27 protein-coding genes and 1 tRNA gene are annotated in these 24,538 nt (G+C 68.2%); 14 read left to right on the top strand and 14 right to left on the bottom strand.

Annotated elements, in window-relative coordinates:
• Window positions 1-196: 196 nt before the first annotated feature.
• The gene (locus tag SACXIDRAFT_RS10765; RefSeq protein ID WP_157599659.1) at window positions 197-928 is read right to left on the bottom strand and encodes a DUF4097 family beta strand repeat-containing protein; all 732 of its coding nucleotides are present in this window, start codon (window positions 926-928) and stop codon (window positions 197-199) included.
• Window positions 929-1,129: 201 nt separating this feature from the next.
• On the opposite strand from SACXIDRAFT_RS10765, the gene SACXIDRAFT_RS10760 reads away from it, so the two are divergent.
• Together SACXIDRAFT_RS10760 and SACXIDRAFT_RS10755 are read left to right on the top strand one after the other, a co-directional pair.
• Window positions 1,130-1,678, top strand: a complete 549-nt coding sequence (locus SACXIDRAFT_RS10760) for a YbhB/YbcL family Raf kinase inhibitor-like protein (protein WP_006238585.1) — start codon at window positions 1,130-1,132, stop codon at window positions 1,676-1,678.
• Between the two features lie 126 nt (window positions 1,679-1,804).
• On the top strand, window positions 1,805-2,611 hold the full coding sequence (locus SACXIDRAFT_RS10755) for an IclR family transcriptional regulator (protein ID WP_006238584.1): 807 nt from the start codon (window positions 1,805-1,807) through the stop codon (window positions 2,609-2,611).
• On the opposite strand, the gene SACXIDRAFT_RS10750 is transcribed toward SACXIDRAFT_RS10755, so the two are convergent.
• The gene (locus tag SACXIDRAFT_RS10750) at window positions 2,598-3,158 is read right to left on the bottom strand and encodes a TetR/AcrR family transcriptional regulator (protein ID WP_006238583.1); all 561 of its coding nucleotides are present in this window, start codon (window positions 3,156-3,158) and stop codon (window positions 2,598-2,600) included. The genes SACXIDRAFT_RS10755 and SACXIDRAFT_RS10750 overlap by 14 nt on opposite strands.
• Window positions 3,155-3,481 carry a DMT family transporter gene (locus SACXIDRAFT_RS10745; RefSeq protein ID WP_006238582.1) on the bottom strand — a complete coding sequence of 109 codons (327 nt, stop codon included), beginning with the start codon at window positions 3,479-3,481 and terminating at the stop codon, window positions 3,155-3,157. Before SACXIDRAFT_RS10745 ends, SACXIDRAFT_RS10750 begins: the two co-directional genes overlap by 4 nt.
• A gap of 154 nt (window positions 3,482-3,635) precedes the next feature.
• Here SACXIDRAFT_RS10745 and SACXIDRAFT_RS10740 point away from each other — a divergent pair, with 154 nt between their 5' ends.
• Together SACXIDRAFT_RS10740 and SACXIDRAFT_RS10735 are read left to right on the top strand one after the other, a co-directional pair.
• Window positions 3,636-5,930, top strand: a complete 2,295-nt coding sequence (locus SACXIDRAFT_RS10740; RefSeq protein WP_006238581.1) for a (Fe-S)-binding protein — start codon at window positions 3,636-3,638, stop codon at window positions 5,928-5,930.
• A gap of 153 nt (window positions 5,931-6,083) precedes the next feature.
• The gene (locus SACXIDRAFT_RS10735) at window positions 6,084-6,659 is read left to right on the top strand and encodes a DUF742 domain-containing protein (protein ID WP_006238580.1); all 576 of its coding nucleotides are present in this window, start codon (window positions 6,084-6,086) and stop codon (window positions 6,657-6,659) included.
• 54 nt (window positions 6,660-6,713) lie between these two features.
• On the opposite strand, the gene SACXIDRAFT_RS10730 is transcribed toward SACXIDRAFT_RS10735, so the two are convergent.
• Together SACXIDRAFT_RS10730 and SACXIDRAFT_RS10725 are read right to left on the bottom strand one after the other, a co-directional pair.
• Complete coding sequence (locus SACXIDRAFT_RS10730; RefSeq protein WP_006238579.1) at window positions 6,714-7,469, bottom strand: class I SAM-dependent methyltransferase; 756 nt, start codon at window positions 7,467-7,469, stop codon at window positions 6,714-6,716.
• A gap of 154 nt (window positions 7,470-7,623) precedes the next feature.
• Window positions 7,624-8,862: a pentapeptide repeat-containing protein gene (locus SACXIDRAFT_RS10725; protein ID WP_232285291.1), complete on the bottom strand. Its 1,239-nt coding sequence runs from the start codon at window positions 8,860-8,862 to the stop codon at window positions 7,624-7,626.
• An 83-nt stretch (window positions 8,863-8,945) separates the two neighbouring features.
• On the opposite strand from SACXIDRAFT_RS10725, the gene SACXIDRAFT_RS10720 reads away from it, so the two are divergent.
• Both SACXIDRAFT_RS10720 and SACXIDRAFT_RS10715 read left to right on the top strand, forming a co-directional pair.
• Window positions 8,946-9,551, top strand: a complete 606-nt coding sequence (locus tag SACXIDRAFT_RS10720) for a TetR/AcrR family transcriptional regulator (protein ID WP_006238577.1) — start codon at window positions 8,946-8,948, stop codon at window positions 9,549-9,551.
• On the top strand, window positions 9,535-11,166 hold the full coding sequence (locus SACXIDRAFT_RS10715) for an acyl-CoA dehydrogenase family protein (RefSeq protein WP_006238576.1): 1,632 nt from the start codon (window positions 9,535-9,537) through the stop codon (window positions 11,164-11,166). Before SACXIDRAFT_RS10720 ends, SACXIDRAFT_RS10715 begins: the two co-directional genes overlap by 17 nt.
• Here SACXIDRAFT_RS10715 and SACXIDRAFT_RS10710 read toward each other — a convergent pair.
• The 3 genes from SACXIDRAFT_RS10710 to SACXIDRAFT_RS10700 form a co-directional block, all read right to left on the bottom strand.
• Window positions 11,160-11,858: a CAP domain-containing protein gene (locus tag SACXIDRAFT_RS10710; protein ID WP_232285290.1), complete on the bottom strand. Its 699-nt coding sequence runs from the start codon at window positions 11,856-11,858 to the stop codon at window positions 11,160-11,162. The genes SACXIDRAFT_RS10715 and SACXIDRAFT_RS10710 overlap by 7 nt on opposite strands.
• Before the next feature lie 144 nt (window positions 11,859-12,002).
• Window positions 12,003-12,587, bottom strand: a complete 585-nt coding sequence (gene dcd, locus SACXIDRAFT_RS10705; protein WP_006238574.1) for a dCTP deaminase — start codon at window positions 12,585-12,587, stop codon at window positions 12,003-12,005.
• Between the two features lie 34 nt (window positions 12,588-12,621).
• A complete protein-coding gene (locus SACXIDRAFT_RS10700; protein WP_006238573.1) occupies window positions 12,622-13,857 on the bottom strand; it encodes an oxygenase MpaB family protein in 1,236 nt (411 codons plus the stop codon).
• 107 nt (window positions 13,858-13,964) lie between these two features.
• Here SACXIDRAFT_RS10700 and SACXIDRAFT_RS10695 point away from each other — a divergent pair.
• A tRNA-Gly gene (locus SACXIDRAFT_RS10695) sits at window positions 13,965-14,038 on the top strand.
• Between the two features lie 47 nt (window positions 14,039-14,085).
• Here the strand turns inward: SACXIDRAFT_RS10695 and SACXIDRAFT_RS23305 are convergent.
• Entirely contained in the window at window positions 14,086-14,262 is a 177-nt protein-coding gene (locus SACXIDRAFT_RS23305; RefSeq protein WP_232285289.1) for a hypothetical protein, read from the bottom strand.
• Between the two features lie 176 nt (window positions 14,263-14,438).
• On the opposite strand from SACXIDRAFT_RS23305, the gene SACXIDRAFT_RS10685 reads away from it, so the two are divergent.
• From SACXIDRAFT_RS10685 to SACXIDRAFT_RS10675, 3 genes are all read left to right on the top strand, one after another.
• A complete protein-coding gene (locus SACXIDRAFT_RS10685) occupies window positions 14,439-15,011 on the top strand; it encodes a TIGR03086 family metal-binding protein (RefSeq protein ID WP_006238572.1) in 573 nt (190 codons plus the stop codon).
• A 386-nt stretch (window positions 15,012-15,397) separates the two neighbouring features.
• Window positions 15,398-15,949: a DUF4352 domain-containing protein gene (locus SACXIDRAFT_RS10680; RefSeq protein WP_006238571.1), complete on the top strand. Its 552-nt coding sequence runs from the start codon at window positions 15,398-15,400 to the stop codon at window positions 15,947-15,949.
• A 348-nt stretch (window positions 15,950-16,297) separates the two neighbouring features.
• Window positions 16,298-16,750 carry a protein-tyrosine phosphatase family protein gene (locus SACXIDRAFT_RS10675; protein WP_006238570.1) on the top strand — a complete coding sequence of 151 codons (453 nt, stop codon included), beginning with the start codon at window positions 16,298-16,300 and terminating at the stop codon, window positions 16,748-16,750.
• A 7-nt stretch (window positions 16,751-16,757) separates the two neighbouring features.
• On the opposite strand, the gene SACXIDRAFT_RS10670 is transcribed toward SACXIDRAFT_RS10675, so the two are convergent.
• A complete protein-coding gene (locus SACXIDRAFT_RS10670) occupies window positions 16,758-17,096 on the bottom strand; it encodes an MmcQ/YjbR family DNA-binding protein (protein ID WP_006238569.1) in 339 nt (112 codons plus the stop codon).
• 126 nt (window positions 17,097-17,222) lie between these two features.
• Between SACXIDRAFT_RS10670 and SACXIDRAFT_RS10665 the strand changes: the two genes are divergently transcribed.
• The gene (locus SACXIDRAFT_RS10665) at window positions 17,223-17,963 is read left to right on the top strand and encodes a VanZ family protein (protein ID WP_006238568.1); all 741 of its coding nucleotides are present in this window, start codon (window positions 17,223-17,225) and stop codon (window positions 17,961-17,963) included.
• A gap of 79 nt (window positions 17,964-18,042) precedes the next feature.
• On the opposite strand, the gene SACXIDRAFT_RS10660 is transcribed toward SACXIDRAFT_RS10665, so the two are convergent.
• Together SACXIDRAFT_RS10660 and SACXIDRAFT_RS10655 are read right to left on the bottom strand one after the other, a co-directional pair.
• On the bottom strand, window positions 18,043-18,816 hold the full coding sequence (locus SACXIDRAFT_RS10660) for a phosphotransferase (RefSeq protein WP_040922127.1): 774 nt from the start codon (window positions 18,814-18,816) through the stop codon (window positions 18,043-18,045).
• A gap of 22 nt (window positions 18,817-18,838) precedes the next feature.
• On the bottom strand, window positions 18,839-19,195 hold the full coding sequence (locus SACXIDRAFT_RS10655) for a VOC family protein (protein WP_040922590.1): 357 nt from the start codon (window positions 19,193-19,195) through the stop codon (window positions 18,839-18,841).
• A gap of 159 nt (window positions 19,196-19,354) precedes the next feature.
• Here SACXIDRAFT_RS10655 and SACXIDRAFT_RS10650 point away from each other — a divergent pair, with 159 nt between their 5' ends.
• The 3 genes from SACXIDRAFT_RS10650 to SACXIDRAFT_RS10640 all read left to right on the top strand — a co-directional run bounded on the left by SACXIDRAFT_RS10650 (window position 19,355) and on the right by SACXIDRAFT_RS10640 (window position 22,546).
• On the top strand, window positions 19,355-20,101 hold the full coding sequence (locus tag SACXIDRAFT_RS10650) for a response regulator transcription factor (RefSeq protein WP_006238565.1): 747 nt from the start codon (window positions 19,355-19,357) through the stop codon (window positions 20,099-20,101).
• 187 nt (window positions 20,102-20,288) lie between these two features.
• Window positions 20,289-22,133, top strand: coding sequence for an acyl-CoA dehydrogenase (locus SACXIDRAFT_RS10645; RefSeq protein ID WP_006238564.1), 1,845 nt, complete (start codon window positions 20,289-20,291; stop codon window positions 22,131-22,133).
• Window positions 22,134-22,270: 137 nt separating this feature from the next.
• Window positions 22,271-22,546 carry a GlsB/YeaQ/YmgE family stress response membrane protein gene (locus tag SACXIDRAFT_RS10640; RefSeq protein ID WP_006238563.1) on the top strand — a complete coding sequence of 92 codons (276 nt, stop codon included), beginning with the start codon at window positions 22,271-22,273 and terminating at the stop codon, window positions 22,544-22,546.
• Window positions 22,547-22,648: 102 nt separating this feature from the next.
• On the opposite strand, the gene SACXIDRAFT_RS10635 is transcribed toward SACXIDRAFT_RS10640, so the two are convergent.
• Together SACXIDRAFT_RS10635 and SACXIDRAFT_RS10630 are read right to left on the bottom strand one after the other, a co-directional pair.
• Window positions 22,649-24,097, bottom strand: a complete 1,449-nt coding sequence (locus tag SACXIDRAFT_RS10635) for a peptidoglycan binding domain-containing protein (protein WP_006238562.1) — start codon at window positions 24,095-24,097, stop codon at window positions 22,649-22,651.
• 85 nt (window positions 24,098-24,182) lie between these two features.
• Window positions 24,183-24,536 (bottom strand): GroES family chaperonin, encoded by a 354-nt coding sequence (locus SACXIDRAFT_RS10630; protein ID WP_006238561.1) that lies wholly within the window; start codon window positions 24,534-24,536, stop codon window positions 24,183-24,185.
• Window positions 24,537-24,538 lie beyond the last annotated feature (2 nt).

The following is a 24,538-nucleotide window of genomic DNA, read 5'->3' as shown; positions in this document are numbered from 1 at the left end:
CCTGCGTTGGTACTGCCTGTGGCCTGGCGGGTGTCCACCCACCTGCGACATGAAACTTGAGTGGGGCTCACTCAAGTTCTATCCGGACAGGCTACCGGCCGTCAATCCGGAGTTGAGTCGAGGCCACTCAAGGTTCCTGCCCCCTATAACGACGTCCTTGTGCCCGATGTTCCCGCCGGGCGAAACCACCGAGAACTCATACGCCCCGCACCGTGACATCACCGCTCGACGTCGTCAGGTCGAGCACCCGCTCGGCCGTCGGGTCGTCTCCGCTGACGTCCGACTCACCGCTGTCGGTCGTCGCCCTCACCCGGTAGTCGCCCGTCGGGACCGTGGCCGTGACGTCGCCGCTCTCCGCGTTCGCCCTGACACGGTCAACCCCGGCGAGGTCGAGGTCCACGTTGCCCGAACTCGCCATGGCCTCGATCTCCGCGACCTCGCGGAGTTCGGCGTCGATGTTCCCCGACTCCACTCGCACGGAGACCCGCTCCGCATCGCGCAGCCGCAACTCGACGTCGCCGGACGATGCCCGCACGCTGACGTTGCCCGTGCCCTCGACGAGGATGTCGCCCGACGAGACCTCACCCTCCACCGTCACCCCGAACGGCACCCTGACCTCGTACTCCACGGAGCAGTCCGGACCGCAGCCGTGCAGCAACAGCGTGGAGCCGTCCACCTCGAACGTCCGTCCCGGCTCCTCACCGTGGTACCGAAGGCGCTGCTCGATCACCGTGCTCGTCACGTCGGCGGAGCGGATCGCCACATTGCCGGAGTCGTTGTCGATATCGACCCGCTCCACGGCGGCCTTCACCGTGTCGGTGCGCTCGGATGCGATGGGCACGGTCCAGTTCGCCGCGATCGCTACCCCCGCCACCACGAGGACGATCCCCCCGACGGCCAGCACCACACTCTTCATCCCGCGTCCCATTCCGCACCATTCCGCGTCATCCCGGCTCATCCCGGCTCAACCGTCCCGGCTCACCTTTCCTGCGTCGCCGACGTTATGGCCTCCGGAAGGCAGGGAACATCAGGGAAGCCCCCCAACCGACCCTGGGGCAGTCCCTACCCGAAGTCACTAACCTGTGTCCCGGCGTCACACCGACCACGAAGACCGGAAACTGGAGGACCCATGACCCGAGCCGGCTCGGCTCCGAACCCGTACGACGCGCTGCCGCCCGTTCCGGCGTTCACGGTGCGCAGCAAGGACATCGCCGACGGGGAACTGCTGCCAGTACCGCAGCGCAGCGGCATCATGGGCGCAGGCGGCGAGGATTACTCACCCCACCTGGCGTGGGAGGGTTTCCCCGACGGCACGAAGAGTTTCGCCGTGACCTGCTTCGACCCCGACGCGCCGACGGCCAGCGGGTTCTGGCACTGGGCGGTGTTCGACATTCCCGCATCCGTCACCGAACTGCCTTCCGGCGCCGGTGACGCGGAAGGCTCCGGCCTTCCCGAGGGTGCGCGCACGCTGAAGGGCGACAGCGGCGCCGCCCGGTACATCGGAGCGGCCCCGCCCGCAGGGCACGGCCCGCACCGGTACATCTTCGCCGTGCACGCGCTCGACGTCGAATCGCTCGACGTCGGCGAGGAGGCCACTCCCGCGTTCCTCGGCTTCTCCATGTTCGGGCACACGCTCGCCCGCGCGACCATCACGCCGGTCTACGAGAACGAGGGTTGAGGTTCACGGACCGGCACCGCGGCGGGGCGGGGCGGGAAAAATCCTTCGGATTCCTGCCCCGCCGACGGCATCGGAGTCCGTATGCTGGACGGCCGAGCGAGCCCTTACTCAGCCGGAGGTGGGTCGGTGAGCAGCTCTGCACCACGTGGGCTGATCGGCTCGGCAAGACGCGCACTGCGCGTACTGGAGATCGTCGCCTCGGAGGGCGACGGTGTCTCCGCCAAAGCGGTGGCCCGGCGGGCGGGCTTCACACTCTCCACGACGTATCACCTGCTCAACACACTCGTGCACGACGGCTACCTCGTGCGCCTCGGCCACGGCAGGGGGTTCGGACTCGGATACCGGCTCGGCACGCTGTACCAGCGGCTGTGCGACGAGCTGGACGTGGACGACGCGGTGCGGGAGGAACTGGGAGCGCTGCACCGAAAGGCGAGGGCAGCCGCCTACTTCTCGGTGCTTCGCGGCACGCAGGTGGTCGTCGCCGCGGTGGCCGACTCCGCACGCTACCCCAGGGCCCAGCCCATGGACTTCGGCTTCCACGAGGCCGCGCACGCCACGGCGTTCGGCAAGGTGCTGCTCGCGGCGCTCACCCCGAAACAGCGCCGCGACTACCTCGAAGCCACGGGCATGCCGAAACTCACCGAGCGCACCAATGTCCGGCTTTCCGACCTCAGCCGCGAACTCCAGCAGGTGCGGCGATCGGGCCTCGCCAGGGACATCGAGGAGTTCCAGCCCGAGCTGGCCTGCGTGTCGGCTCCGGTCAGGGGCGCGGACAACCGGGTGAGGGGCGCGGTGGCCTTCTCCGTCCCGGTGACCGAGTTCGCGCACAGGCGTTGCGAACTCGAACACTACGTCTCGCAGGGCGCGACCCGCCTTTCCCTGGTGCTCGCCGGGTCCACCGGAGCGGGCCCGGCGAGCATCAGCGCGGTTTGAGCAGGTAATCGACAACGGGACGCAGTTCCTCGGCCGTCGGTGGTTCGTCGTCGATCAAGCCCTGGATGAGCAGCCCGTCGATGCCCGCGAGGAAAACCCGGAACGCCACCTCGTCGTCGTGGCGGACCATCGAGGTCAGCACGTCGAGCCAGCGCCGTGCGGCAGGCCGCAGTTCGGGCCTGCGCGCCGCCAGCAGGTACAGCTCGTACTCGGCCATCGTGCGGCCCCTTCGCGGGCCGAGCGCCTCGGCAAGGAGTGCCGCCACCTCGTCCGCTCCCCCGCTGCCCCGCGAACGAGCCCTGTCGATCATCCAGTAGACCTCGGTCGCCATGTCCCTCGCGCAGGCGATCAGCGTGGCGATGAGCAGGTCGTCGAGCGAGGCGAAGTGATAGGTCGTCGAGGTGGTGGGTATGCCGGCCTCCTTGGCCACCGTGCGGTGGGTGACGCCCGCGACGCCGTCGCGCTCGATGACCCTCAAGGTGGCCTCGATGATCTCGGTGCGGCGCTTCTCTCCTCGCACCCTGCGCCCGTCGGCGTGCTGCTTCACCGTTCACCTCCGAGTTCGAGCAGGACCACGCCGCCGATCACGAGTACCAGCCCCGCGACCATCGTGAGGTTCATCCGCTCCCCGAGGAAGAGCGCGCCGATCAGCGCGACAAGGGCGACCCCGGCCGCGGACCAGACGGCGTAGACGACGCCGACCGGAAGGCCTGCTCCGAGAATCCGGGAGAGCAGGTAGAAAGCCGTCCCGTATGCGACGACGACCACGGCGGAGGGCAGCGGCTTCGTGAAGCCTTCCGCGTACTTCAGTGACACGGTGCCTGTCACCTCGGCCGCGATGGCCGCAGCCAACAGGACGTACGGATTCATGGCTGCTAAAATACCTGAACGAACGTCCCAATACTATGCGAGTCGTGCGCCACATCAGCGGGACTGGGCGAAGGCCAGTAGGTTACTCATCAGTACAACGATTTAGCCTTTCCCCGACCCACCGCGAAGCTCCCGAACCGAAAGGCCCCCGAACATGGGTGCACTGCAGATCACGATGGGCGTGATCGCCGTCCTCATCAGCGTTGTCGCCTGGTCCGTGTTCGTCTCCGGCGTCATCCGCCAGGTCCGCATCATTCGGCTCGGACAGCCGGACTCGACCCGGAACGGCCCGTTCTGGCCGCGCCTGCGGACGCTGATCAAGGAGTTCGCGGCTCACACCCGCATGAACAAGTTCCGCCACGTCGGCCCGTGGCACTGGCTTGTGATGTGGGGCTTCCTGCTGGGTTCGCTGTCGGTATTCGAAGCGTACGGCGAGGTCTTCGTCCCGCAGTTCACCTGGCCGATCATCGGCCACTGGAGCGTGTGGCAGCTCGCACTCGAACTGCTCGGCCTCGGCACCGTCGTCGGCGGTATCGCGCTGGCGATCATCCGGCAGCTCAACCATCCGCGCAGAGCCGACAGGCAGTCGCGCTTCGCGGGGTCGAACTTCGGGCAGGCGTACTTCGTCGAGGCCGTGGTGGTCGTCGAAGGACTCGGCATCCTCGGCGTCAAGGCTTTCAAGATTTCCAGCGGCATTGAGGCTCCCGCGCTGTGGTCGAGTTTCGTCACCAAGCCGATCGCGACACTGCTGCCCACCAGCACCGCGGCCGTCTCGGTGATGGCGCTGATCAAGCTGCTGTCGGCGATGATCTGGCTCCTGGTCGTCGGCCGCACCCTCACGATGGGTGTCGCCTGGCACCGCTTCAGCGCCTTCTTCAACATCTACTTCAAGCGCGAGGCCGACGGCGGGGTCGCGCTCGGCGCGCTCAAGCCGATGATGAGCGAAGGCAAGCCGCTCGACTTCGAGGAGGCCGACCCCGAGAAGGACGTCTTCGGCGCGGGAAAGGTCGAGGACTTCACCTGGAAGGGCTGGCTCGACTTCTCCACCTGCACCGAGTGCGGCCGCTGCCAGTCGCAGTGCCCCGCGTGGAACACCGGCAAGCCACTCTCCCCGAAGCTCGTCATCACGCAACTTCGTGATCACGCCTACGCCAAGGCCCCTTACCTGCTGGCCGGCGGAAAGAAGGACGTCACCGGCGAAGAGGTCGGGCTCACCGGAGACAACCCGTACGCGGGCATCGACGTGCTCGCCATCGCCGAGGCCGAGCGCCCGCTCGTCGGCGGCGGTGACGGCGCCGAAGCCGGTGTGATCGACCCCGACGTCCTGTGGTCGTGCACCACCTGCGGCGCGTGCGTCGAGCAGTGCCCCGTTGACATCGAGCACGTCGATCACATCGTCGATATGCGCCGTTACCAGGTGATGATCGAGTCGAACTTCCCGAGCGAGCTGAACGGGATGTTCAAGAACCTGGAGAACAAGGGCAACCCGTGGGGGCAGAACGCCCGCGACCGCCTTGCCTGGACCGAGGACCTCGACTTCGAGGTGCCGGTGTTCGACGGCGAGCTCGGCGAGGCCGAGTACCTGTTCTGGGTCGGCTGCGCAGGCGCTTTCGAGGACCGCGCCAAGAAGACGACGCGCGCGGTGGCCGAGCTGCTGCACATCGCGGGTGTCAAGTACACGGTGCTCGGCCCGGAGGAGACCTGCACCGGTGACCCCGCTCGCCGTGCCGGTAACGAGTTCGTGTTCCAGATGCTCGCGCAGCAGAACGTCGAGGTGCTGAACTCGGTGTTCGAGGGCGTCGAGAAGGCCAAGCGCAAGATCGTCGTCACCTGTGCGCACTGCTTCAACACGCTCGCCAACGAGTACCCCGACCTCGGCGGAACGTACGAGGTCGTGCACCACACCCAGCTGCTCAATCGGCTCGTGCGCGAGAAGCGGCTCACCCCGGTGGCGCCCATCGCCGAGGACGTCACCTATCACGACCCGTGCTACCTGGGCAGGCACAACAAGGTGTACGAGGCGCCGAGGGAGCTGGTCGGCGCGTCCGGCGCGTCGTTGCGCGAGATGCCGAGGCACGCCGACCGGTCCATGTGCTGTGGCGCGGGCGGGGCGCGCATGTGGATGGAGGAGCGCATCGGCAAGCGCATCAACGTCGAGCGTGTTGACGAGGCACTGGGCACAGCCCCCTCGAAGATCGCCACGGGTTGTCCGTTCTGCCGTGTGATGCTCACCGACGGCGTCACCGCCCGCCAGAACGAGGGCAAGGCCGCGGAGAGCGTCGAGGTGGTCGATGTGGCACAGCTGCTGCTGTCGGCGGTCAAGCGGGGCGCGCCCGCGACCGTGGGTGCCTCGACTTCCGGCGGGGAAGCCGAGGCCGACGGGAAGGCCGATCTGCCGACCGACCAGGTCGGCACTGGCACTGTGCAACCGGACGAGGACAAACGGTAACCGAGGGCGGGATCGCGACGCGAATATCGCGGATTTTCGCGATTATTCTTGTTTGCGATCCCGCCTTCCGGCCCCCCGATCGCGCTAGCATGACAACCTCGCGAACCAGTAACGGAGCGAGGTCAAGACAGCAACATGCAAGGCGGAGATCGCGTGAGACCGGACGGCGGCGGAGACGAGTCGTTGTACGACGGCGTTCCCGGCCCGCCGGACGACTTCGACGACCTCGACGCAGACTTCGGCTCTGCCTTCGACACCGGCAGCCCTGCCGACGGCCCTTCGACTTCCGAGGAGTGGAGGCCGTCGCCTGCCCCACGCCGTCCCCGCCCCGAGCGGGTCGTGATGTCGGCCCGCGACGCCTTCGCCTCCGACGACGACAGTCCGTCCGTCGGCCGTCTGCGCGCACGACCATACGTGCTCACCAAGGGCCGCACCAGAGCGCGGCGGGACCTCGCCGTGGAAACTCTCGTCTCTGCGGAGCCGCACGCCCGCTGGCACCTCCACAAACCCGGTTCGGAGTACCGCAAACTCGGCCAGCTCTGCACGCAACCGCTGTCGGTCGCGGAGATCGCCGCGAACCTCTCCGTCCCGCTCGGCGTCGCTCGCGTGCTGATCAGCGACCTCGCCGAGACGGGATTCGTCAAGGTCCACGCCACGCGGTCGAACCCGAGCGGCCGTCCCGATCGCCTTCTGCTCGACCGCGTCCTGGAAGGGCTGCGCAGGCTGTAGCGCCGTTTCGACGTCGCCGGTCGTGACGGCAGCAGGCTGTGGTGCCGTGGCCGGTCACGGCTTGCGCGCCTCGAAGAGCGTCCGCGTCGAGTGCGCGACGAACATCCCTTCGGCCTCGATCCGGTCGTGCAGCTCGCGCAACCGGTCGCGGTAGGCGTCAACGGTGAAGGACGGCACGGTCCAGATCACCTTGCGCAGGAAGTAGACCACCGCGCCGATGTCGTGGAATTCGACGCGGAGCTTCTCGCAGCGCACCTCCACCGGTTCGAGCCCCGCCTCGCGGGCCTGCGCGCTCTCGACGTCCGGGTGCCGCGCCAGCTTCGCCTCGGGCTGAGGTCCGAGGAAGTGCTCGACCAGCTCCCACATGGTGCCTGGGCCGACGTGCTGGGCGAAGTAGGTGCCGCCGGGGCGCAGCACGCGAGCGATCTCGCTCCACCGGACAGTGGCCGGGTGCCTGCTCGTCACCAGGTCGAACGCGGCGTCGGCGAACGGAAGCCGCGAGTCGTCGGGGGCCGCCACGACGACGACTCCCCTCGGATGCAGCCGCTGCGTGGCCATCGCGACGTTCGGCGGCCACGACTCGGTGGCCACCATCGTGGGAGGGAAGGACGGCGCCTCGGCAAGGACTTCCCCGCCTCCCGTTTGGATGTCGAGCGCGGCCGACGCGGCGGCGAGGCGACCTGCCATCGCCGTGGCGTATCCCCAGGAGGGACGCTGCTCGCTCGCTCGCCCTTCCAACCACGAGAACCCCCAGCCGTCCACGGGTGCGGCCTCGGCTTGCCCCACCAACTCGGCGAAGGAACGTCCCATGCGCCGATCGTCCCATGTAGCGCCAGTCGTTTTGCCTCCTGACACCACGTCGCACCAGCCCCGATGACTGCTGCCGCGCCGACAAAGCAGCTGAGAACGGGCTGCCGTCGCCGGACTCGAGTCTGTTGTGACGAAGGCCCGCGCCCGGGGTGCGTCAGTGTCCCGCCGACTCTGCTGTCGCGTCCCCGGCAAACTTCTCGGAATTGGTCTCGACGTCTTCGGCAAGTACGAGCCGCCCCCACGTGACGTCGATGTCGGAACTCTCCCTTTCGGACGCTTCCACATCGGAGGAGGGCACCAGCACCCACCCCTCCGGCCAGGCGTGTTCCTCACCGCACGAAGCCACCACACCTGCGAAAGAGGGTCTGCTGTCGTCGAAGGTGGCACCCGAGAACCAGGCCGTGCTGACGAACGTGGCACCGTCGAACCAGGTCTCGCGGGTGAACGTGGCGTCGGCGAAGAAGGCGGCACCGGTGAACGTGGTCCCGAAGAACGAGGTGGCGCCGTCGAAGGTGGCGTCGTGAAACGAGGTCGCCCCACCCTTGAACGTGGCCCCTTCGAACCAGGTGTGCCTCCCGGTGAACGAGGCCCTGGTGAACGTAGTCTCCCCACCTTCGAACGAGGCATGGTTGAACCATGAATCGCCGGTGAACCGCGCCTTCTCGAAGCTGGTCCCAGGGTGGACGCGGCATTCCCGGAGATCCAGGTCGTGCAGCGTGGCGCCAGTGAGATCGATGTCCAACTCGTCACCCCAGTACCTCCGAGAGGCGGGTTTGTCCTCGTACGGTCCGGAATGGGCGTGCTCACGCAACAACCGCTGCGCTGTCAGGCGCACTTCCAACTCCTGCCGCAACGCCGCCGCCTCGCCGGTGTCCAGTCCGTCTGCGTCGGGTTCGAGGAAAGGCATCCTCAGGTAGGCGCACCAGACGTTGACGATCGGACGTCGCTGCTCGGGAAAGCCCTGACCCAGCCGTTGCAGGGCGTACAAGGCGCCGAGCCGGACGGCGGCGGCGGCGTGACCGAGTTGTTCGACCGCGACGGTGTAGAGCTCGGTCATCCGCCGCTGTTCGGCATCGTGCCGGGTCGCGGCGTCCATCTCCTCAGTCGCGCGTTGCCGCCGCACCGCCAGCAGCAGCGTGAAAACCGCCCCTGCGCCGCCTGTAGCCGCCAACCCGGTCCGGATCGCCTCGACCTCCGCCGTCGCCAAATCGGTCGGCGACGTCAGCACCGGCGGCCAGGCCCACCACGTCACCGCCGCGCCGACAGCCACCGCAGCCAGGGCATAGAACCCGACCCACCACCACGACAACGTCCGACCGGCGCCACTCGCGGTACGGGTCCGACGCCACGGCTTTCTCGCCACATCGAGCACTATGCCGTGTCCCTCGATCACGAGGGGCACGTTTGCCGGAGCATCACCGAAGCGGCCCACTCGCCCCTTGCCTGAAGTGCGGAATCGGTGCTTCACTTCTTGACGTGGTGTACCGGCGCACCCCTGCTGTGCAGGCGAGACTCGACGCGACCCGCAGTGCGATCATCGACGCCGCCGTCGCCCTGCTCGCCGAACACGGCTACGCGGGGTGCTCCATGGCGGCAGTCGCCGAGCGCGCAGGCGTCGGCACCGGAACCGTCTACCGGCACTTCCCCGGCAAGGCCCAACTCGTGGCCGAACTGTTCACCCACGTCGTCACCCGTGAGGTCGCGGCTGTCGAGAAGGCGGCCGGGCCGCACGACGCAGCGGCCGAGCGGGTCCTCGCCGTCGTGCGAACGTTCGCGACCCGCGCGCTGAAGGTCCCGCGCCTCGCCTACGCGCTGCTGGCCGAACCCGTTGACGCGCCCGTCGAACGACGACGCCTCGTGTTCCGGCAAGCGTTTCGCGACGTGATCGCGCGGTGCGTCGCCGAAGGCGTCACCACGGGGGAGCTGCCTCCGCAGGACGCGGCGGCAACGGCCGCGGCCCTGGTCGGAGCGGCGGCCGAAGTCCTCACCGGACCGTTGAGAACGGGCGAGTCCACGGCGGTCGAGCAGCTCCACACCTTCACCCTCCGCGCGTTAGGAGCCCGCGATGCCACCCACCCATGAGGTCGAAAACCAGGTTCCGCCGCTGGCAGGCCACGACGTCTCCGACGATCCCGCCCTGCTCGAAGGGCTGCGCACCCAGGGCGCTGACTGGGCCGAGGCCGATGTCCGCGAGTTGGGTGTGCTCGCGGGCAGCGAGCGCGTTCAGGAGTGGGGCAGGCTCGTCAACGAGCATCCGCCCGTGCTGCGCTCGCACGACCGTGTCGGCAGGCGCATCGACGAGGTCGAGTTCCATCCCCACTGGCACGACCTCATGACCGTCGCCGTCGAACGGGGACTGCATGCGGCTCCGTGGGGGCAGAAGCGGCGGGGAGCGCACGTCGCCCGCGCGGCGAAGTTCTATGTGTGGAGCCAGGTGGAGGCCGGGCACACGTGCCCCATCTCGATGACGTACTCGGCCGTGCCGGCGCTGCGGTGTGGCGGAGACCTCGCCGCGTCGTACGAACCGCTGCTCACCGCGCCGCACTACGACTTCGGGCTCCGCGTGCCGACGTCCAAGCGCGGTCTGATCGCGGGCATGTCGATGACGGAGAAACAGGGCGGCTCCGACGTCCGCGCCAACACGACGAGGGCCGTGCCCTCGGGTGACGGCACCTACGTCATCACCGGGCACAAATGGTTCACCTCGGCTCCCATGTCGGACGTGTTCCTCACACTCGCGCAGGCTCCCGGTGGGCTGTCGTGCTTCCTGCTGCCCCGCGTACTCCCCGACGGCACGCGCAACGCCATCCACCTGCAACGACTGAAGGACAAGCTCGGCAACCGCTCCAACGCCTCGGCGGAGGTCGAGTACGACGGCGCGCTCGGCATGCTCGTCGGCGAGGAGGGCCGGGGAGTCCGCACCATCATCGAGATGGTCAACAACACGCGGCTCGACTGCGTCACCGGCAGCGCCGCCGGGATGCGGTACGGCGCGGTGCGGGCCGTGCACCACGCGCGGCACCGGTGGGCGTTCGGCGCGCCGCTTGCCCGGCAACCGCTGATGGCCAACGTGCTCGCCGACCTCGTCGTCGAGTCGGAGGCAGCCACCACCGTCGCACTGCGACTCGCCGGGGCGACCGACCGCGCAGCCGGGGGCGACGAGCAGGAGGCCGCCTTCCGCCGCCTCGCCCTTTCCGTGTCGAAGTACTGGGTCTGCAAGCGCTCGCCCTCGCACGCGGCAGAGGCACTGGAATGCCTCGGCGGCAACGGATACGTGGAGGAATCCGGCATGCCCCGGCTGTTCCGCGAGTCCCCGCTGTCGTCCATCTGGGAAGGCTCCGGCAACGTCGCCGCGCTCGATACGCTGCGCGCGATGGCGAAGCAACCCGAGTCCGTCGAGGCGTTCTTCGCCGAGGTCGAACTCGCGAGGGGAGCCAACGCCCTTCTCGACGACGCCGTCACTTCCCTTCGCCGCGAGCTGGCCGACACCGGTGAAGCCGAGTTCCGCGCGCGACGGATCGTGGAGCGCCTCGCGCTCGTGCTCCAGGGTTCGCTGCTGGTCAGGCACGGCGACAAGGCTGTCGCCGACGCCTTCTGCGCGTCACGCCTCGGCGGAGATTGGGGCGTCGCGTTCGGAACCCTGCCGCGAGGAGTCGCCACCGAGCAGGTACTCAGCCGCGCCGAGGCAGGTCAGTAGCCGAAGTTCTGTGTCCAGTACCAGCCGTCCGAATTCACGCCGACACCGATCGCGGCGATCTCGCAGTTCAGGATGTTCCGGCGGTGGCCGTCGGACGCCATCCACGCGTCCATGACGGCTTCGGGCGTGGACATGCCCATGGCGATGTTCTCGGCCGCCGGACTCGGGTATCCCTCGGCCTCGATCCGCTCGCTGAACGACCTCCCGTCCTGGGAAGTGTGGGACAGGTAGCCGTTCTCCGCCATGTCGTCGCTGTGTCCCTGCGCCGCGCCGGCGAGCCGTCCATCGACACGCACCGCCCGGCAACCGGCGTCGGCGCGTTCGGCGTTGACGAGGGCGACGACGCGGTGGGGGAGATCGCCCGCGCCATCCGAACCGGAATCACTCCTTGCCGGCGTGGCCGTGTCCTCCTCGCCGGTGCCGTCCTCGTCCGTGGTCGCGGACTCGCCGGGGTCGGAGGGCGGGGAGGAAGGCTGCGAAGACTCGGGCTCCTCGTCGGGGGTCGAGGACGTCGTCGCGGAGGTCGTCGGCTCGGGTGAGGTGCTCGTGGTGGTCGTCGAGGTCGTGGTGCCCGTCGCGGTCGGCACCCCTCCTGCCTCCGCGCCCCCGACCGTCCCCCGGTCGAGAGCCAGTGCTGTGCGCTCGGGGTCCGGCCCGCTCCAAAGCAGCTGACCACCGGCCGCGACTGCCACCCCGACGAACACACTGCCGGCAGCCAGAAGCGATCGGGTTCGAGAGCTCGGGGCAAGCACGAGGGGAGAAGTTACCACCAAAGTGTGAGTTATTGAACCGTGACTTCGTCGTCAGCGGTCCGTGTCACGCACCCACCACGCGCCTCAGCGGCGGGTATCGACCCTGTCGAAATTCTGGTATGCCCTGCTCGGCGTCGGTCCTCGCTGCCCCTGATAGCGCGAACCGGCCTCCGGCGACCCGTAAGGGTGCTCGGCCGAACTCGTGAGCTGGAAAAGGCAGAGCTGGCCGATCTTCATCCCCGGCCACAACGTGATCGGCAGGTTGGCGACGTTCGACAGCTCCAGCGTGATGTGGCCGCTGAACCCCGGGTCGATGAAGCCGGCCGTCGAGTGCGTCAGCAGGCCGAGGCGCCCCAGCGACGACTTGCCCTCAAGCCGTCCCGCGAGATCGTCCGGCAGCGTGAACAGCTCGAACGTCGAGGCGAGCACGAACTCGCCAGGGTGCAACACGAACGGGTCACCGTCGCTGTCCTTCTCGACCAGCGACGTCAACTCGTCCTGCCGCAACTGCGGGTCGATGTGCGTGTACTTGCTGTTGTCGAAGACCCGGAAGAAGCGGTCGAGCCGCACATCGATGCTCGACGGCTGCACCATCGCCGGATCGAACGGATCGACTCCGAGCCGCCCCGACTCCAGTGCCTTGCGAAGATCACGGTCACTCAACAGCACCGTCTCACCCTAACCGGGCCGCACTGCCTCCCCCTCAGGCGGCGTGGGACGGCGTCCGCATGTGCCTCGCATAGGTGGGATCGTGCTCGACCAGCCTGCGAAGCTGCTCGGCGTAGCGTCGCCGCGCGAGCGCACCGAGTCGTTCCTGCGCCCACGTCGCTCCAGGCAGGTGCTGCCGCACGGTCTCGGCTGCGAAGTTGCCCGCCGCAGCGGACAGCACGGCGAGCCTGGCGATGGGGTCGTCGGGTAACCCGAGGAAATCGGAGTTGGTCCTGCCGAGCACAAGACGGCTGATCGAGCCGTGAACGCGGACGGACAGCTCGCCGAGCACCTGTCCCAGCGCACCCCGGTCCCTGCCCACGTCGGCGTGAGAACGCAGCAACGCCGCCGCGAGCCGCTTCGAGTCGTCGTCGGGGATGAACTCCGTGGCCGCCAGCAGCCACAGCAGCCGCCACGCGTCGTCCTCCGTCGCGGGCAGCAGCTCGTCGTCGATCCCCATCAACCAGCCGACGTACCGCCAGAGATGCATGATGTCGGCCCGCTCCCGCTCCGTGTAACGGACCCCGAGCAGGCGCATCCCCACGACGTACACGAGTGAGAAAAGCAGCAGCGTTCCCGCCGTCTGCACCTGGTTGACGGGCCTGTCCCACGCTTCGTAGTCCCAGTCGTCGCGACTGTTCATCGCGGCACGGACGTGTGCGTGCACGAGGCGAACCCGCAGGACGGAGGTGTAGCCGAGCGCTCCGGTTCGTAACGCTCCCGGCGTGGTCACGTCGAGCCACCACAGCGCCGTCTCGATCAGTCTCCTGCTGGCCGCTCGCTCGATCGCCCCTGTGCCGACCAGCGGTTTCGTGGCGCGAGAGGCCAGATAGCCTCCCATCAGAGCCATATCGCCGAGCGGGAAGAGGCTCAGCACACCGGTGCGCACCATGGCTCTCGCCCCGCCTTCGAGGCGCTGGTGATCCACCCAGTACGGCGTCGCCTCGACGCTCGCGAAGAAGTCGGCCAGCTCACGCGGCGGATCATCGAGACCGCCGATGCCCCGTTCCGCCGCCAGCTCGAACAACGCGCGCCCACGGCCACGGGGTAGCGACCGCATCAGTTCGACGACCGCGTCGGCCTGCGGGTCCTCCCGCTGCGCGAAGGCGCGAAGACGGCGCCGCTGGCGTTCGGTGCCCCGGATGTCTCCGGGCGCGAACAACCGGGTGGCGAGGCGGAAACCGCCCTCTCGAAGCAGCGCCGGATCCGGCAGCCGCTCGTCAGCCGTCATGACGACAAGTGTCGTCAGCCCATGTTTGGCGCGTCAAGGCGGGAAAGCGGGATGTCGAGTACCCGGTTGGAGTCGGATGATCGCGGTCGGGTATGCTGATAGCCGCTGCGGATGTAGTTCAATGGTAGAACATCAGCTTCCCAAGCTGAGAACGCGGGTTCGATTCCCGTCATCCGCTCCACGACGAAACCCCCAGGCCTATGCACCTGGGGGTTTCGTCGTTCGAGATCAACACGCCTCGCGTGCCATGTGGCCGCCCGGCTGGCCCGCATCGCTTCCGGCCACGCCCCGACGGTGCTGGTCAACCAATTCCGAAAGCCGATCCGTGATCCGCTCGTCCGCGTCACTGGTCGCCCGCGAGTAGATCAACGCCGCCCGCATGTCGTCATGCCCCATGCGCGCCATGAGGTCCTTGGTCGAGGTCCCCGCCTTCGAGGCCCAGATGTTGCCCGCGTGCCGCAGGTCGTGGAAGTGCAGACCGGCAAGCCCCGGAATCGTTTTCCACGCAACCTCCTCGTGACTGAGAAAAGGCTCAGCCGTGGCGACGGAAATTGTCGGTCGCCCTGAGCAGACTGGCGACCATGACAATCGACTTGGAACCCGCGGGCCGAATGGTGGCAGATCTGCTGCCGGGGGTGACCCGCCTCGACACACCGACGCCGTGCGAGCATTTCACCGTCGGCGACCTCCTCGGGCACATCGACGGGCTCACAATCGCCTTCGCCCTCGCTGCGGCCAAGGAACTGCCCCCGGCAGCCGCTCAGGAACCGCCACCGGGTGGGGCGAGTCTCCCTGACGGCTGGCAGGAGCGGATTCCCCGGCAATTGGAGGCGCTCGCGCGGGCTTGGCGCCATCCCCAGGCGTGGGAAGGCGGCACCAAGGTCGGCGGTGTCGAACTGACGGGCGAGCAGGCAGGCATGGTGGCGCTCGCCGAGGTCGTCGTCCACGGGTGGGATCTGGCTCGCGCCACGGGACAGCCCTACAACCCTGAACCCGGTCTCCTGGAAACCGTCCACGAACACGCCCTCGCGATCGCGGCTGCGGGGCCGGTGGAGGGCCTCTTCGGGCCTGCGGTCGAGGTCGCGGAGGATGCGCCTCTGCTCGACCGCGTCATCGGCCTCACCGGCCGCGACCCGAACTGGCAGCCGAACTGAGACGAAACGCCGCCGACGGGGCTGGGCTCAACTCGTCCCGTCTTTCTCGTGAACCGTCGTGTCCACGGGGCAGGTCAGCACCCGTTTCGCTGCCGCAGCGACACAGGGCAGGAGGTGATCACGGCGGGGTCGTCGCTGTCCATGATGGTGTAGCGCGCTTGCGGAGGGTCTTGGCTGTTGAGCGCGGTCTTGGCCCTTGTCCTGCGCCATGACAGTGGTCCCGCCGCACTGTCGCGCTGTGAGGCCGATTCGCCGCAACGAGGCGGGTCTGGCGATGCGGTCTGTTCGACACCATCGGAACCCGCCGAACGTCCCTTCCTCCGTGGGTTACGCGGGTGGAGCCTGGCCACCCGGGCGCCGTCAACGAAGGAAGAAGATGACCGGAAATGGCGAAGCGGAAAGAGGCCGACCAGGCCAAACGGAAACTGAGAAAGTGGCCTTGGATTCTGGGGGTTCTGATCGTGATCGGCGTCGTCGTCGCCGTCACCAGCAACTCCGGAAACGATGCCACGTCGCCGCCCCCTGCTGATGTCGCTGAACCGCAATCGGGCGCAGTCGGCCAGCCTGTGCGGGACGGACTCTTCGAGTTCACCGTCGTTGGAGTGGACTACCAGCCCTCCGTGGGCGGACCGCATTTCTCCGAGACGGCCCAGGGGCAGTACGTACTGGTGACCGTGCGGGTGAGAAACATCGGTGACGAGCCTCGCGGTCTTTCGGACGCGGACCAGTACCTCTTCGATTCGAACGACCGTCGGTACGCGGCTGATTCGGTAGCCGGCATGGCGATACCGAACAACGAGGTCCTGTACACGCCGATCAGCCCTGGTAACGGCGTTGAGGGCACGCTCGTCTTCGATGTGCCCGTCAACGCGAAGCCCGACCGCGTCGAATTGCACGACTCCACTTTCAGCGGCGGGGTTTCCGTCGTCCTGGGGTAGCCGGCCTCCGCACGTACGCCAGGCCCGGCGGCATGCGGCCGAAGCCCCCGTGAAGTCAGGGGCCGACGGTCCTGCCGGTTACCCGAGCCTGCGACGCATGACAAGACGGGTCACCGACGTGCTCCGGGATGCGTAACCCAGGCTCACAAACACACGTGCACCGACGGCAAGACGCACGTACGCCAAGTGCAAACACAGGTGCGCCGGTTGCCGACAGGCGTGCGTACAGTGCAAACACAGGTACACCAAGTGCAAGCACGCGTGCATAAGGTGAGTCCGCCCCGGCGCCTCCGCCCCGATCCATCGGGAGTTTGTCCGCACCCGCCCACCGGCGGGATAATCGCACCGGTGACGACCACCTTGCACGGAGCCATCCAGCTGCCCGACGGCGTGTGGGTGCGGGGGCGCGGCCTGCGGCACACCATCGCAGACGGCGACGTACCCGATTACGGCCTCTACCTCGGCGGACCACGCCTGCGTTCCCGCCACGAACCGACGCTGTCCTGGCCTCACGACTGGGTGCTGTGGCGGGACGGGCTGCTACCTGCCGACTGGCCTGCCACAGCCGGACTGCTCCTCTCGCTGCACCGGCGCGCGGCCGACGGTGCGGCTGTGGAGATCGCCTGCCACGGCGGCATCGGCCGTACCGGCACGGCGATGGCCTGCCTCGTCACCCTGCACGGGTTCTCCGCCCGGGACGCCGTCAACTGGACTCGCGCCCACTACCACCGGCGTGCTGTCGAGGTGCCGTGGCAGCGCCGCTACGTGTCCTGGTTCGCCACGCACGTGCCCGCCCGCTGACCGGCCCTCACCCGTCAAGCTGCTGACGCAGGCGCGCAGGTGCCTTGATCCGCCACGCCTGCTCCACCAGTTCGCCGAGTTCGGCTTCGTCGATCTCGGCGAGGTCAACGAGAACGGCGCCGTAGCCGTCGTAGTGCGAGGTGGTGTGAAAGGCGGGCGAGCCGGAGGCGAGCATGGCCTCCTTCTCGTCCAATTCGCACATCACCACGAGCCAGCCCTCGGCCTCCGTGCGAAGCCGCAGGAACGTCCTGCCTCCCACCTTCGCGGCCGGCGTGCGGTACGAGGTCGTGATCTCGGCGCCGGGAAGCCGCGACACCAGCTTCTCAACATCATCCCAGGTCGGCATACCGGGATCGTCCCAGCAAAATCCGGCTTCGGCGATCGGTCATCGGCCGGATGGCCGAGGTGCGGTACTTCAGCCGGTCCGCTCGACCGAGGACGGCCGCCCTTGCCCGGCCGTAGCGTCAGGCACATGACAACGGCGCAGCAGACAGCGTTGACGTACGGACTCGGTGCTTTCGTGGTCGTGTGGGGTGTGCTGCTGGTGCCGCAGCTCATCGGCCATCGCGCCAGGTACGGCCGTATCGACGTCGGGCGAGTCGCGACGACGGGAGCGGTGACGCTCTACGCCTGCCTCGCCGTGGCCGTTGTGCTGCTTCCGTTGCCTGCGCCGGGGGACGTGCGGCTCGCCCAGACCGTGCAGCTGGTTCCGTTCCGGTGGGTCAGCGACCTCAGCATCGAGCTGGACGCCTACCGACTCTCACCCGCTCACTCGCTCGTCACGCTGACGTTCCAGCAGTTCGCGATGAACGTGCTGCTGTTCGTGCCGCTCGGTGCGCTCGCCGTTGTGCTGTGGAAACGCGGGTTGACCTTCGCCGTGCTGGCCGGGTTCGCCGCCTCGCTGCTTGTGGAGATCACGCAGCTCACGGCCAACTTCGGCACCGCGCCGTTCGTCTACCGCATCTTCGACGTCGATGACCTGATGGCCAACACGGCAGGGGCCGCGCTCGGCTGGGCTGGGGCCGCCCTGTGGGTGGCGTTGAAGCGGCTCAGGAGTGTGGGCGGCGAAAGCCGGACATCGGCGACCGCGCGGACCACGCCGCTTGCGGTGGCTCGGCCTCTCCCAGCCGCACCAGCCGCTCACGCCTTCGCCGGTCGCGTCGGCGCGCCTCCCGCTGATCCTCGTACACAACCGTTGCCGCTGCCGCGGTGAGGAGCAGGACAACTCCCGCGAGGACCAGAGCCAGTTGCACGTCATCTCCCTTGATGCCGCCTGTGTGGCTCGTCACATCCTAGGGTTTTCGCAGGCGGTTCACCAGCCCATCCAGTCCGTCACGCACCATGTCCGCGTCGCCGGTGCCCAGTCCGCGCGTCACGTCGTACCACGGCGACAGCCGACGCCACACCCTGGCGCGCTCCCGGACGGCAGGGGTCACGCCGTATTCCTCGGCAGCCGCCTCGCCGAACACCGATGGTGTGCCGTGGAGCACCCACGAGAAATCCATCGCGGCGTCGCCGCAGCGGGCGTCGCCGAAGTCGATGACACCTGTGATCACGTCGTCGCAGGTCAGCACGTGTTCGGGGCCGAGGTCGCCGTGGACGACAGTGTCGAAGGGAAAGGTGCCGACCCGGTCGAGCACGGCCTGAGCGTCTGGCCGCCATCCGGCGGGCACCAACGGCAGCACAGTCCGCCGGAAGAGGTTCACGTCGTTGGCGAGGTCCTCCGCGGCGCCGGACGCCGGCAGCAGGCCGTGGCGTACGGCGTCGTCCGAGGAGCGACTGTGCAGCGCCCGGAGAAACCGGCCGAGACGCCGCCCGTTGGCTGAGGTGAACGCACACAGCGGCTCGCCCGGCACGAGTTCGTGCGTTGAAACGAACTCATGCCCCGGCTGGTCCACGAGGATTCTCGGGACCGGCACCCGGAGGGGGAGCGCGGGCGCCAACCACGGCAGGAACGACGCCTCGCGCCGCAACTGCGCCGTGACCGCGGGGCGCCGAGGGCGCCGCTCGATCCACCGGCCGTCGCGCAGCGTCGCCACACAGTCCCAACCCCCTGGAAGATCCACGGCGTCACGATAGCCCGCTGGATCAACGCGGGGGCAGCACGCAGAACTCGTTGCCCTCCGGATCGGCGAGCACGACCCACGGGTGACGTTCGGTGTCGGCCAGCACCCTCGCGCCCAGCCGCACGAGTCGCTCGACCTCGTCACTCTGGCTGCTTCCCCGCTCGGGCGCGAGGTCGAGGTGTAGGCGGTTCTTCCCGGATTTGCGTTCCGGGACGGGTTGGAACACCAACGTCGGCTGCCCGTCGAGCTGGACGTAGGTCACGCCGTCGGCGTCCCGCCAGCGCCGGGGCCCTGCCATGTCGAGGGCATGGGTCCAGAACATGGCGAGCGCCTCGGCGTCCTCGCAATCGATGGCGACGGCGATCACGTGTGCAGGCATGCACGGTGCGTACCCGAAGGAGACGACGCGCACTCGTACCACCGGCGTCGCACTACCCGGTGTAACTCTTGTGGTTCGGTGTAACCGCTTCGGCCCAGCGGGAATACCCCATTAAGGGGAGCGGCACGTCGGCGGGTGGGCGTGCGGAGGGAGGACGGGATGGCACACGGGACACGCTCCGCGCGTGGCAGCTTCGGCATGGACAGGGCGACCCGAACGCTCACCGTGGCCGCCATCGACTCAGTACCCGTCTTCAGGGAGGGCCTCAGTGCGGTCGTGAGCCGCACCCCGGGACTCCGCTGGGCCGGGCACGCGGGCAGTCATCATGCGGGCATCCAGATGTGTGAACAGCTCCGCCCCGACCTGGTCCTCGTGGACTCCGCGCTCGACCCGCACGGGCATCTCACGCGGCTGCTCGCGGAAAGCCACCCCATGCTCATGATCATCGCGCTCATCGACGGGCCGCAACGAACGACCGACTACCTCGTAACGATCTTCAGCGCGGGTGCTCACGGTGCGCTGCCACGGGCTGCGGAGCCGCGCCAGCTCGCCGACGGCATTCGCCGCACCTACGTCGAGCGCCGCTTCACCGATCCCGCGCTGGCACCTCTCGTTCCCGCCCAGCGGGCGAGCGAGGCCGGCGCACTCCAGCGTCCCCACATGCCGCTGTCGCGCCGCGAGTACCAGGTGCTCCAGTTGATCGCCGAGGGGATGGAGAACTCCGCAGTGGCCGACACGCTCTTCCTCTCGGTGGAAACGGTTCGCACCCACGTCAAGAGCATCCTGCGCAAGCTGTCGGCCCGCGACCGTACCCACGCGGTGACCAAGGCATTCCGGTCCGGATTGCTCGTCGTCAGCCCGGCCGACCGCAACCAGCAGAACGGGGAGCGCTCGCCGCAACGCTGAGACACGTCGGCGTTCTCGGGCGGCCCGGCACTACGCCATCCGCATCACAGTCCCGCCATGGCACTCGCCTTGGTTACCGGCTGGTATTATCCTTATGTTACCGGTCAGTAGGGCAGTGTCATCGCGTGTCCTGTCGGCGACAGGAGTGCCCAGCCGGAGTGCCGAACAACCCGTACGGAGTGACGACATGGGCCACTACAAGAGCAACGTCCGAGACCTGGAGTTCAATCTCTTCGAGGTCCTCGGCGTGCAGAACCGCCTCGGCAAGGGAGTGCTCGCGGAATCCGACGAGGAGACCGCGCGCGGTGTACTGTCCGAGCTGAACAACCTCGCCGTCGGTCCGCTCGCCGAGTCGTTCGTCGATGCCGACCGCAACCCGCCGGTCTACGACCCCAAGACCTTCTCCGCCACGCTGCCGGAGTCCTTCAAGAAGAGCTATCAGGCACTCTGGGACGGCGAGTGGTGGCGGCTGGGCCTCACCAACAACCTCGGCGGCTTCGGCCTGCCTCCCACCGTGCAGTGGGCCGCCGCCGAACTGATCCTCGGCGCGAACCCCGCGCTGTACATGTACCTGGCGGGCCCGAACTTCGCCATGATCCTCGACCGCAACGGCACCGAGGAGCAGAAGCGCTGGGCCCAGATCATGATCGACAGGGCGTGGGGTGCCACCATGGTCCTCACCGAGCCCGACGCGGGCTCCGACGTCGGTGCGGGACGCACCAAGGCCGTCAAGCAGGAGGACGGCTCCTGGCACATCGAGGGCGTCAAGCGGTTCATCACGTCCGGTGACCAGGACATGACCGAGAACATCATGCACCTGGTGCTCGCCCGGCCCGAGGGCCCTGGCATCGAGTCCAAGCCAGGTACCAAGGGCCTCTCGCTGTTCCTCGTGCCGAAGTTCCTCTTCGACACGAACACCGGCGAGCTCGGTGAGCGCAACGGTGCTTTCGTCACGAACGTCGAGCACAAGATGGGCCTGAAGGTGTCCACCACCTGCGAGCTCACCTTTGGCCAGCACGGCACCCCCGCCAAGGGCTGGCTGCTCGGCGAAGTGCACGACGGCATCGCGCAGATGTTCCAGGTCATCGAGTACGCCCGCATGATGGTGGGCACGAAGGCCATCGCGACGCTGTCCACCGGCTACCTCAACGCGCTGGAGTACGCGAAGGAGCGGGTGCAGGGCCCCGACCTCACCCGCCAGACCGACAAGACCGCTCCGCGCGTCACCATCACGCACCACCCCGACGTGCGGCGCTCGCTCATGCTCCAGAAGGCGTACGCCGAGGGCCTGCGCGCCGTGTACCTGTACACGGCCTCCTTCCAGGACCAGGTGTGGACGCAGGAGGGCGACGCGGAATCGCTCGAACTCGCCGAGCGCGTCAACGACCTGCTGCTGCCGATCGTCAAGGGTGTCGGGTCCGAGCGGGCCACCGAGCAGCTCGTGCAGTCGCTCCAGACGCTCGGCGGCTCCGGGTTCCTCCAGGACTACCCGATCGAGCAGTACATCCGCGACGCGAAGATCGACTCGCTGTACGAGGGCACGACGGCCATCCAGTCGATGGACTTCTTCTTCCGGAAGATCGTCCGCGACAAGGGCAAGGCACTCGGCTACATCGCGGGTGAGATCGCGAAGTTCATCGAGTCCGAGGCGGGCAACGGCAGGTTCAAGCGGGAGCGCGAGCTGCTGAAAACGGCGCTGGACGACGTCCAGGGCATGCTCGGCACGATGATCGGCTACCTGACCTCGTCGCAGGAGGACGTGACCAACGTCTACAAGGTGGGCCAGAACACCGTGCGGCTGCTGATGTCGGCGGGTGACCTGCTCGTCGGCTGGCAGCTGCTCAAGCAGGCCGAGATCGCACAGGCCAGGCTCGACGAAGGCGCCTCGGGCAAGGACGTGCCGTTCTACCAGGGCAAACTCGCCGTGGCGTCGTTCTTCGCCAAGAACGTGCTGCCGGAGCTCTCCGCCCGGCGCGCGATCGTCGAAGCCACCGACAACGAGCTCATGGAGATCGACGAAGCCGCGTTCTGAGGCTCGCCGAACGTGATCGGGGCCACCTACCGCACCGACTGCGGCAGGTGGCCCCTCGTATGCGTGGGGTTGGCGATCGCCCGAGTTGGGTACCTCGATCGGGTCGAAGAACCCGGTGATGAAGGAGCACACACACGATGGCGATTTCAGGGATCATCTCCGCGATTCTGATCGGGCTGCTGCTCGGAGTGCTCGCCAGGTTGATCGTCCCTGGGAAGCAGAACATCCCGATCTGGCTGACGATCCTCGTCGGTATCGCGGCGGCTTTCCTGGGCACGGCGATCGCGAGAGGGCTCGGCTACGCCGATACGGAGGGCTGGGACTGGCTCGAGTTCGTCACGCAGCTCGTCGTCGCCGCTCTCGGCGTCGCGCTCCTGGCCGGCATGTACCCGCGCAAGCACATCAGGGCATGACCACATCACCGCACCGCCGGGTGAGGGCTTCCACCCCGCTCCGGCGGTGCGGCTGTGTGCAGGAGGTGCCAACTCCCGTGCAGGAGGTGCGGACACGGCGTTTTACCCCGTGCCCCACACCGTGGCAGTGATCGTGGAGCCGGTGACCGCGGCGTGGACGGCGACGGCGTCGCCGGTGTCGTTGACGGCCCGGCCTTCGTCCACCGAGAGTCCCGCCTGGTGCAGCGCCTCCCGCAGCACCCGTTCGAGCGGCTCGGCCGTGGCATGCGCGCTGATCTCGAACGTCTCGCCCGGCTTCACCACGATGCCGTTCAACCTGGTGACGTCAACGGCGGCGATGTCCTCGGGTGCATGGCCGTGCGTGCTCGCGGTCGCGAGAACCTCTTCGATGCCGAGCGCGCGAACGTCTCCGGTGGTGACGGCGGGTTCCACGGCGTTGTAGTGCACCGTCACCTCCCGCGCCTGCGACACCGTTCGTGCCATCCCGGCGAACGTTCGTTCCCAGTCGATACGCGTACCGCGCACCGAGGGGACCACGACGGGAATCCCGTTACGGAAGACGAGCGCGGCATCGCGAGCCCGGCGTTCCGTGGTTCCCAGCTCGCCGAGCACAGCGCTGCTCAGCACGGCGTGGTCCAGCGTGACTTCCAGGCTCGCGCCACCCGCGCCGTCGCGGATCTCGAACCCGAGCGCCTTGCGTACGTCCTCGGGAAGCAACACGGAGTCGGCTCCGTCGCCGCGCAGCAGGATGGGCCCCGACAACAACGGCCACACGGTTCCCTCCAGCGCGGTGTGAACCGCTTCCGACGTCAACTTCGGTCGCAACACCCGCACGGGGATGTCGATGCGCGGGGCACGCGGCCAGTGCTCCTTGAGAGCGGCCACCGCCGCGTCGAGGTCCGACACCTCCGTGCCGGGCCTCGGCTCGATGGCCTGCGGCACCACCCCGCCGTCGTCGTGGCCTTCCTGGGGGTCCGTGTTCCGGAACGCGATCCCACCGTCCACCGCGGGACGGTTCAGGCGTTCCCGCGCGACGCGACTCAACTCGGCCCTCGCAGCCTGTTCGTCCACTGTGGTCACCAGAGGTAGTTCCCTGCCACCGAACAGCGCCCCGAGGCGTTCCCAGGGCAACCACGGCTGCGCTCCGGCCTGAGCGACCGTGGCCGCCCAATCCACACCGAGTCCTGCCCCCGCGGGGTCGAGCGGGGCCTCGGCGTCTCCCGCGCGCACGGTCACGGGCCTCGTCACGAACGAGCCCAGCTCACGGCGTAGTGCGGCCTGTGCGTCGTCCTTGCCGAGGCCGCCGATGTCCACACCGGCGACGGTGATACCGCGCGGCACGTCGCCGAAACCCACGATGACGTCGGCGAGATACGCCACGGCCAGCAACCCGGTCAGCGCACCGAACCCCATGAGGGCGTTGCCGACACCACGCCGCCATCGGCTCCCCCGCGGCACCGGATGGCCGCCAAGAGTTGTCTCCTGTGGGAGAAGCTCCTCCACAAGGCCGGTGTCGGAGGCCGGTCTCGCCCCGCCGTCAGGACCATCCACGGGCGCCCTCCCGCATGCGACCGAGGCCGTGTTCCACGCCTCGTGCGTGCGGGCTGCTCGCCCGGTGAGGGCCTGTGAACACGACCTAGAGGTAAAGGCCCGTTCCGTGCTCCGTCCGCTCGCTGGCGACGGCGTGGATGTCGCGTTCCCGCATCACGAGGTACGCGTTGCCCTGTATCTCGACTTCGAGCTGGTCCTCGGCGTTGAACAGCACGCGGTCGCCGATCTTGACGTTGCGTACGTTGTTGCCCACTCCCAGCACGTTGCCCCAGGAGAGCCGCCGCGCCACCTGAGCGGTCGCCGGGATCACGATGCCGCCTGTGCTCCGGCGCTCACCGTCCTCCGACGGAATCCGAACGAGCACCCGATCGTGCAGCATCTGGATTTCGAGCTTGGCGTCCGAGGTGAGTGGACCATTGGTTTCTGACACGGGATTCATGC

The sequence above is a fragment of the Saccharomonospora xinjiangensis XJ-54 genome, from assembly GCF_000258175.1.
Taxonomy (GTDB): Bacteria; Actinomycetota; Actinomycetes; order Mycobacteriales; family Pseudonocardiaceae; genus Saccharomonospora; species Saccharomonospora xinjiangensis.
The sequence above is the reverse complement of the archived record's forward strand: the minus strand, read 5'-3'. Positions and strand labels throughout refer to the sequence as shown.

Bases quoted from the DNA above. Each gene is read 5' to 3' on its own strand.
- SACXIDRAFT_RS10765 (WP_157599659.1), bottom strand. From the start codon at position 928: ATGGGACGCGGGATGAAGAGTGTGGTGCTGGCCGTCGGGGGGATCGTC.
- SACXIDRAFT_RS10760 (WP_006238585.1), top strand. From the start codon at position 1,130: ATGACCCGAGCCGGCTCGGCTCCGAACCCGTACGACGCGCTGCCGCCC.
- SACXIDRAFT_RS10745 (WP_006238582.1), bottom strand. From the start codon at position 3,481: ATGAATCCGTACGTCCTGTTGGCTGCGGCCATCGCGGCCGAGGTGACA.
- SACXIDRAFT_RS10740 (WP_006238581.1), top strand. From the start codon at position 3,636: ATGGGTGCACTGCAGATCACGATGGGCGTGATCGCCGTCCTCATCAGC.
- SACXIDRAFT_RS10730 (WP_006238579.1), bottom strand. From the start codon at position 7,469: ATGGGACGTTCCTTCGCCGAGTTGGTGGGGCAAGCCGAGGCCGCACCC.
- SACXIDRAFT_RS10715 (WP_006238576.1), top strand. From the start codon at position 9,535: ATGCCACCCACCCATGAGGTCGAAAACCAGGTTCCGCCGCTGGCAGGC.
- SACXIDRAFT_RS10700 (WP_006238573.1), bottom strand. From the start codon at position 13,857: ATGACGGCTGACGAGCGGCTGCCGGATCCGGCGCTGCTTCGAGAGGGC.
- SACXIDRAFT_RS23305 (WP_232285289.1), bottom strand. From the start codon at position 14,262: ATGGCGCGCATGGGGCATGACGACATGCGGGCGGCGTTGATCTACTCG.
- SACXIDRAFT_RS10685 (WP_006238572.1), top strand. From the start codon at position 14,439: ATGACAATCGACTTGGAACCCGCGGGCCGAATGGTGGCAGATCTGCTG.
- SACXIDRAFT_RS10680 (WP_006238571.1), top strand. From the start codon at position 15,398: ATGGCGAAGCGGAAAGAGGCCGACCAGGCCAAACGGAAACTGAGAAAG.
- SACXIDRAFT_RS10670 (WP_006238569.1), bottom strand. From the start codon at position 17,096: ATGCCGACCTGGGATGATGTTGAGAAGCTGGTGTCGCGGCTTCCCGGC.
- SACXIDRAFT_RS10665 (WP_006238568.1), top strand. From the start codon at position 17,223: ATGACAACGGCGCAGCAGACAGCGTTGACGTACGGACTCGGTGCTTTC.
- SACXIDRAFT_RS10655 (WP_040922590.1), bottom strand. From the start codon at position 19,195: ATGCCTGCACACGTGATCGCCGTCGCCATCGATTGCGAGGACGCCGAG.
- SACXIDRAFT_RS10650 (WP_006238565.1), top strand. From the start codon at position 19,355: ATGGCACACGGGACACGCTCCGCGCGTGGCAGCTTCGGCATGGACAGG.
- SACXIDRAFT_RS10645 (WP_006238564.1), top strand. From the start codon at position 20,289: ATGGGCCACTACAAGAGCAACGTCCGAGACCTGGAGTTCAATCTCTTC.
- SACXIDRAFT_RS10640 (WP_006238563.1), top strand. From the start codon at position 22,271: ATGGCGATTTCAGGGATCATCTCCGCGATTCTGATCGGGCTGCTGCTC.
- SACXIDRAFT_RS10630 (WP_006238561.1), bottom strand. From the start codon at position 24,536: ATGAATCCCGTGTCAGAAACCAATGGTCCACTCACCTCGGACGCCAAG.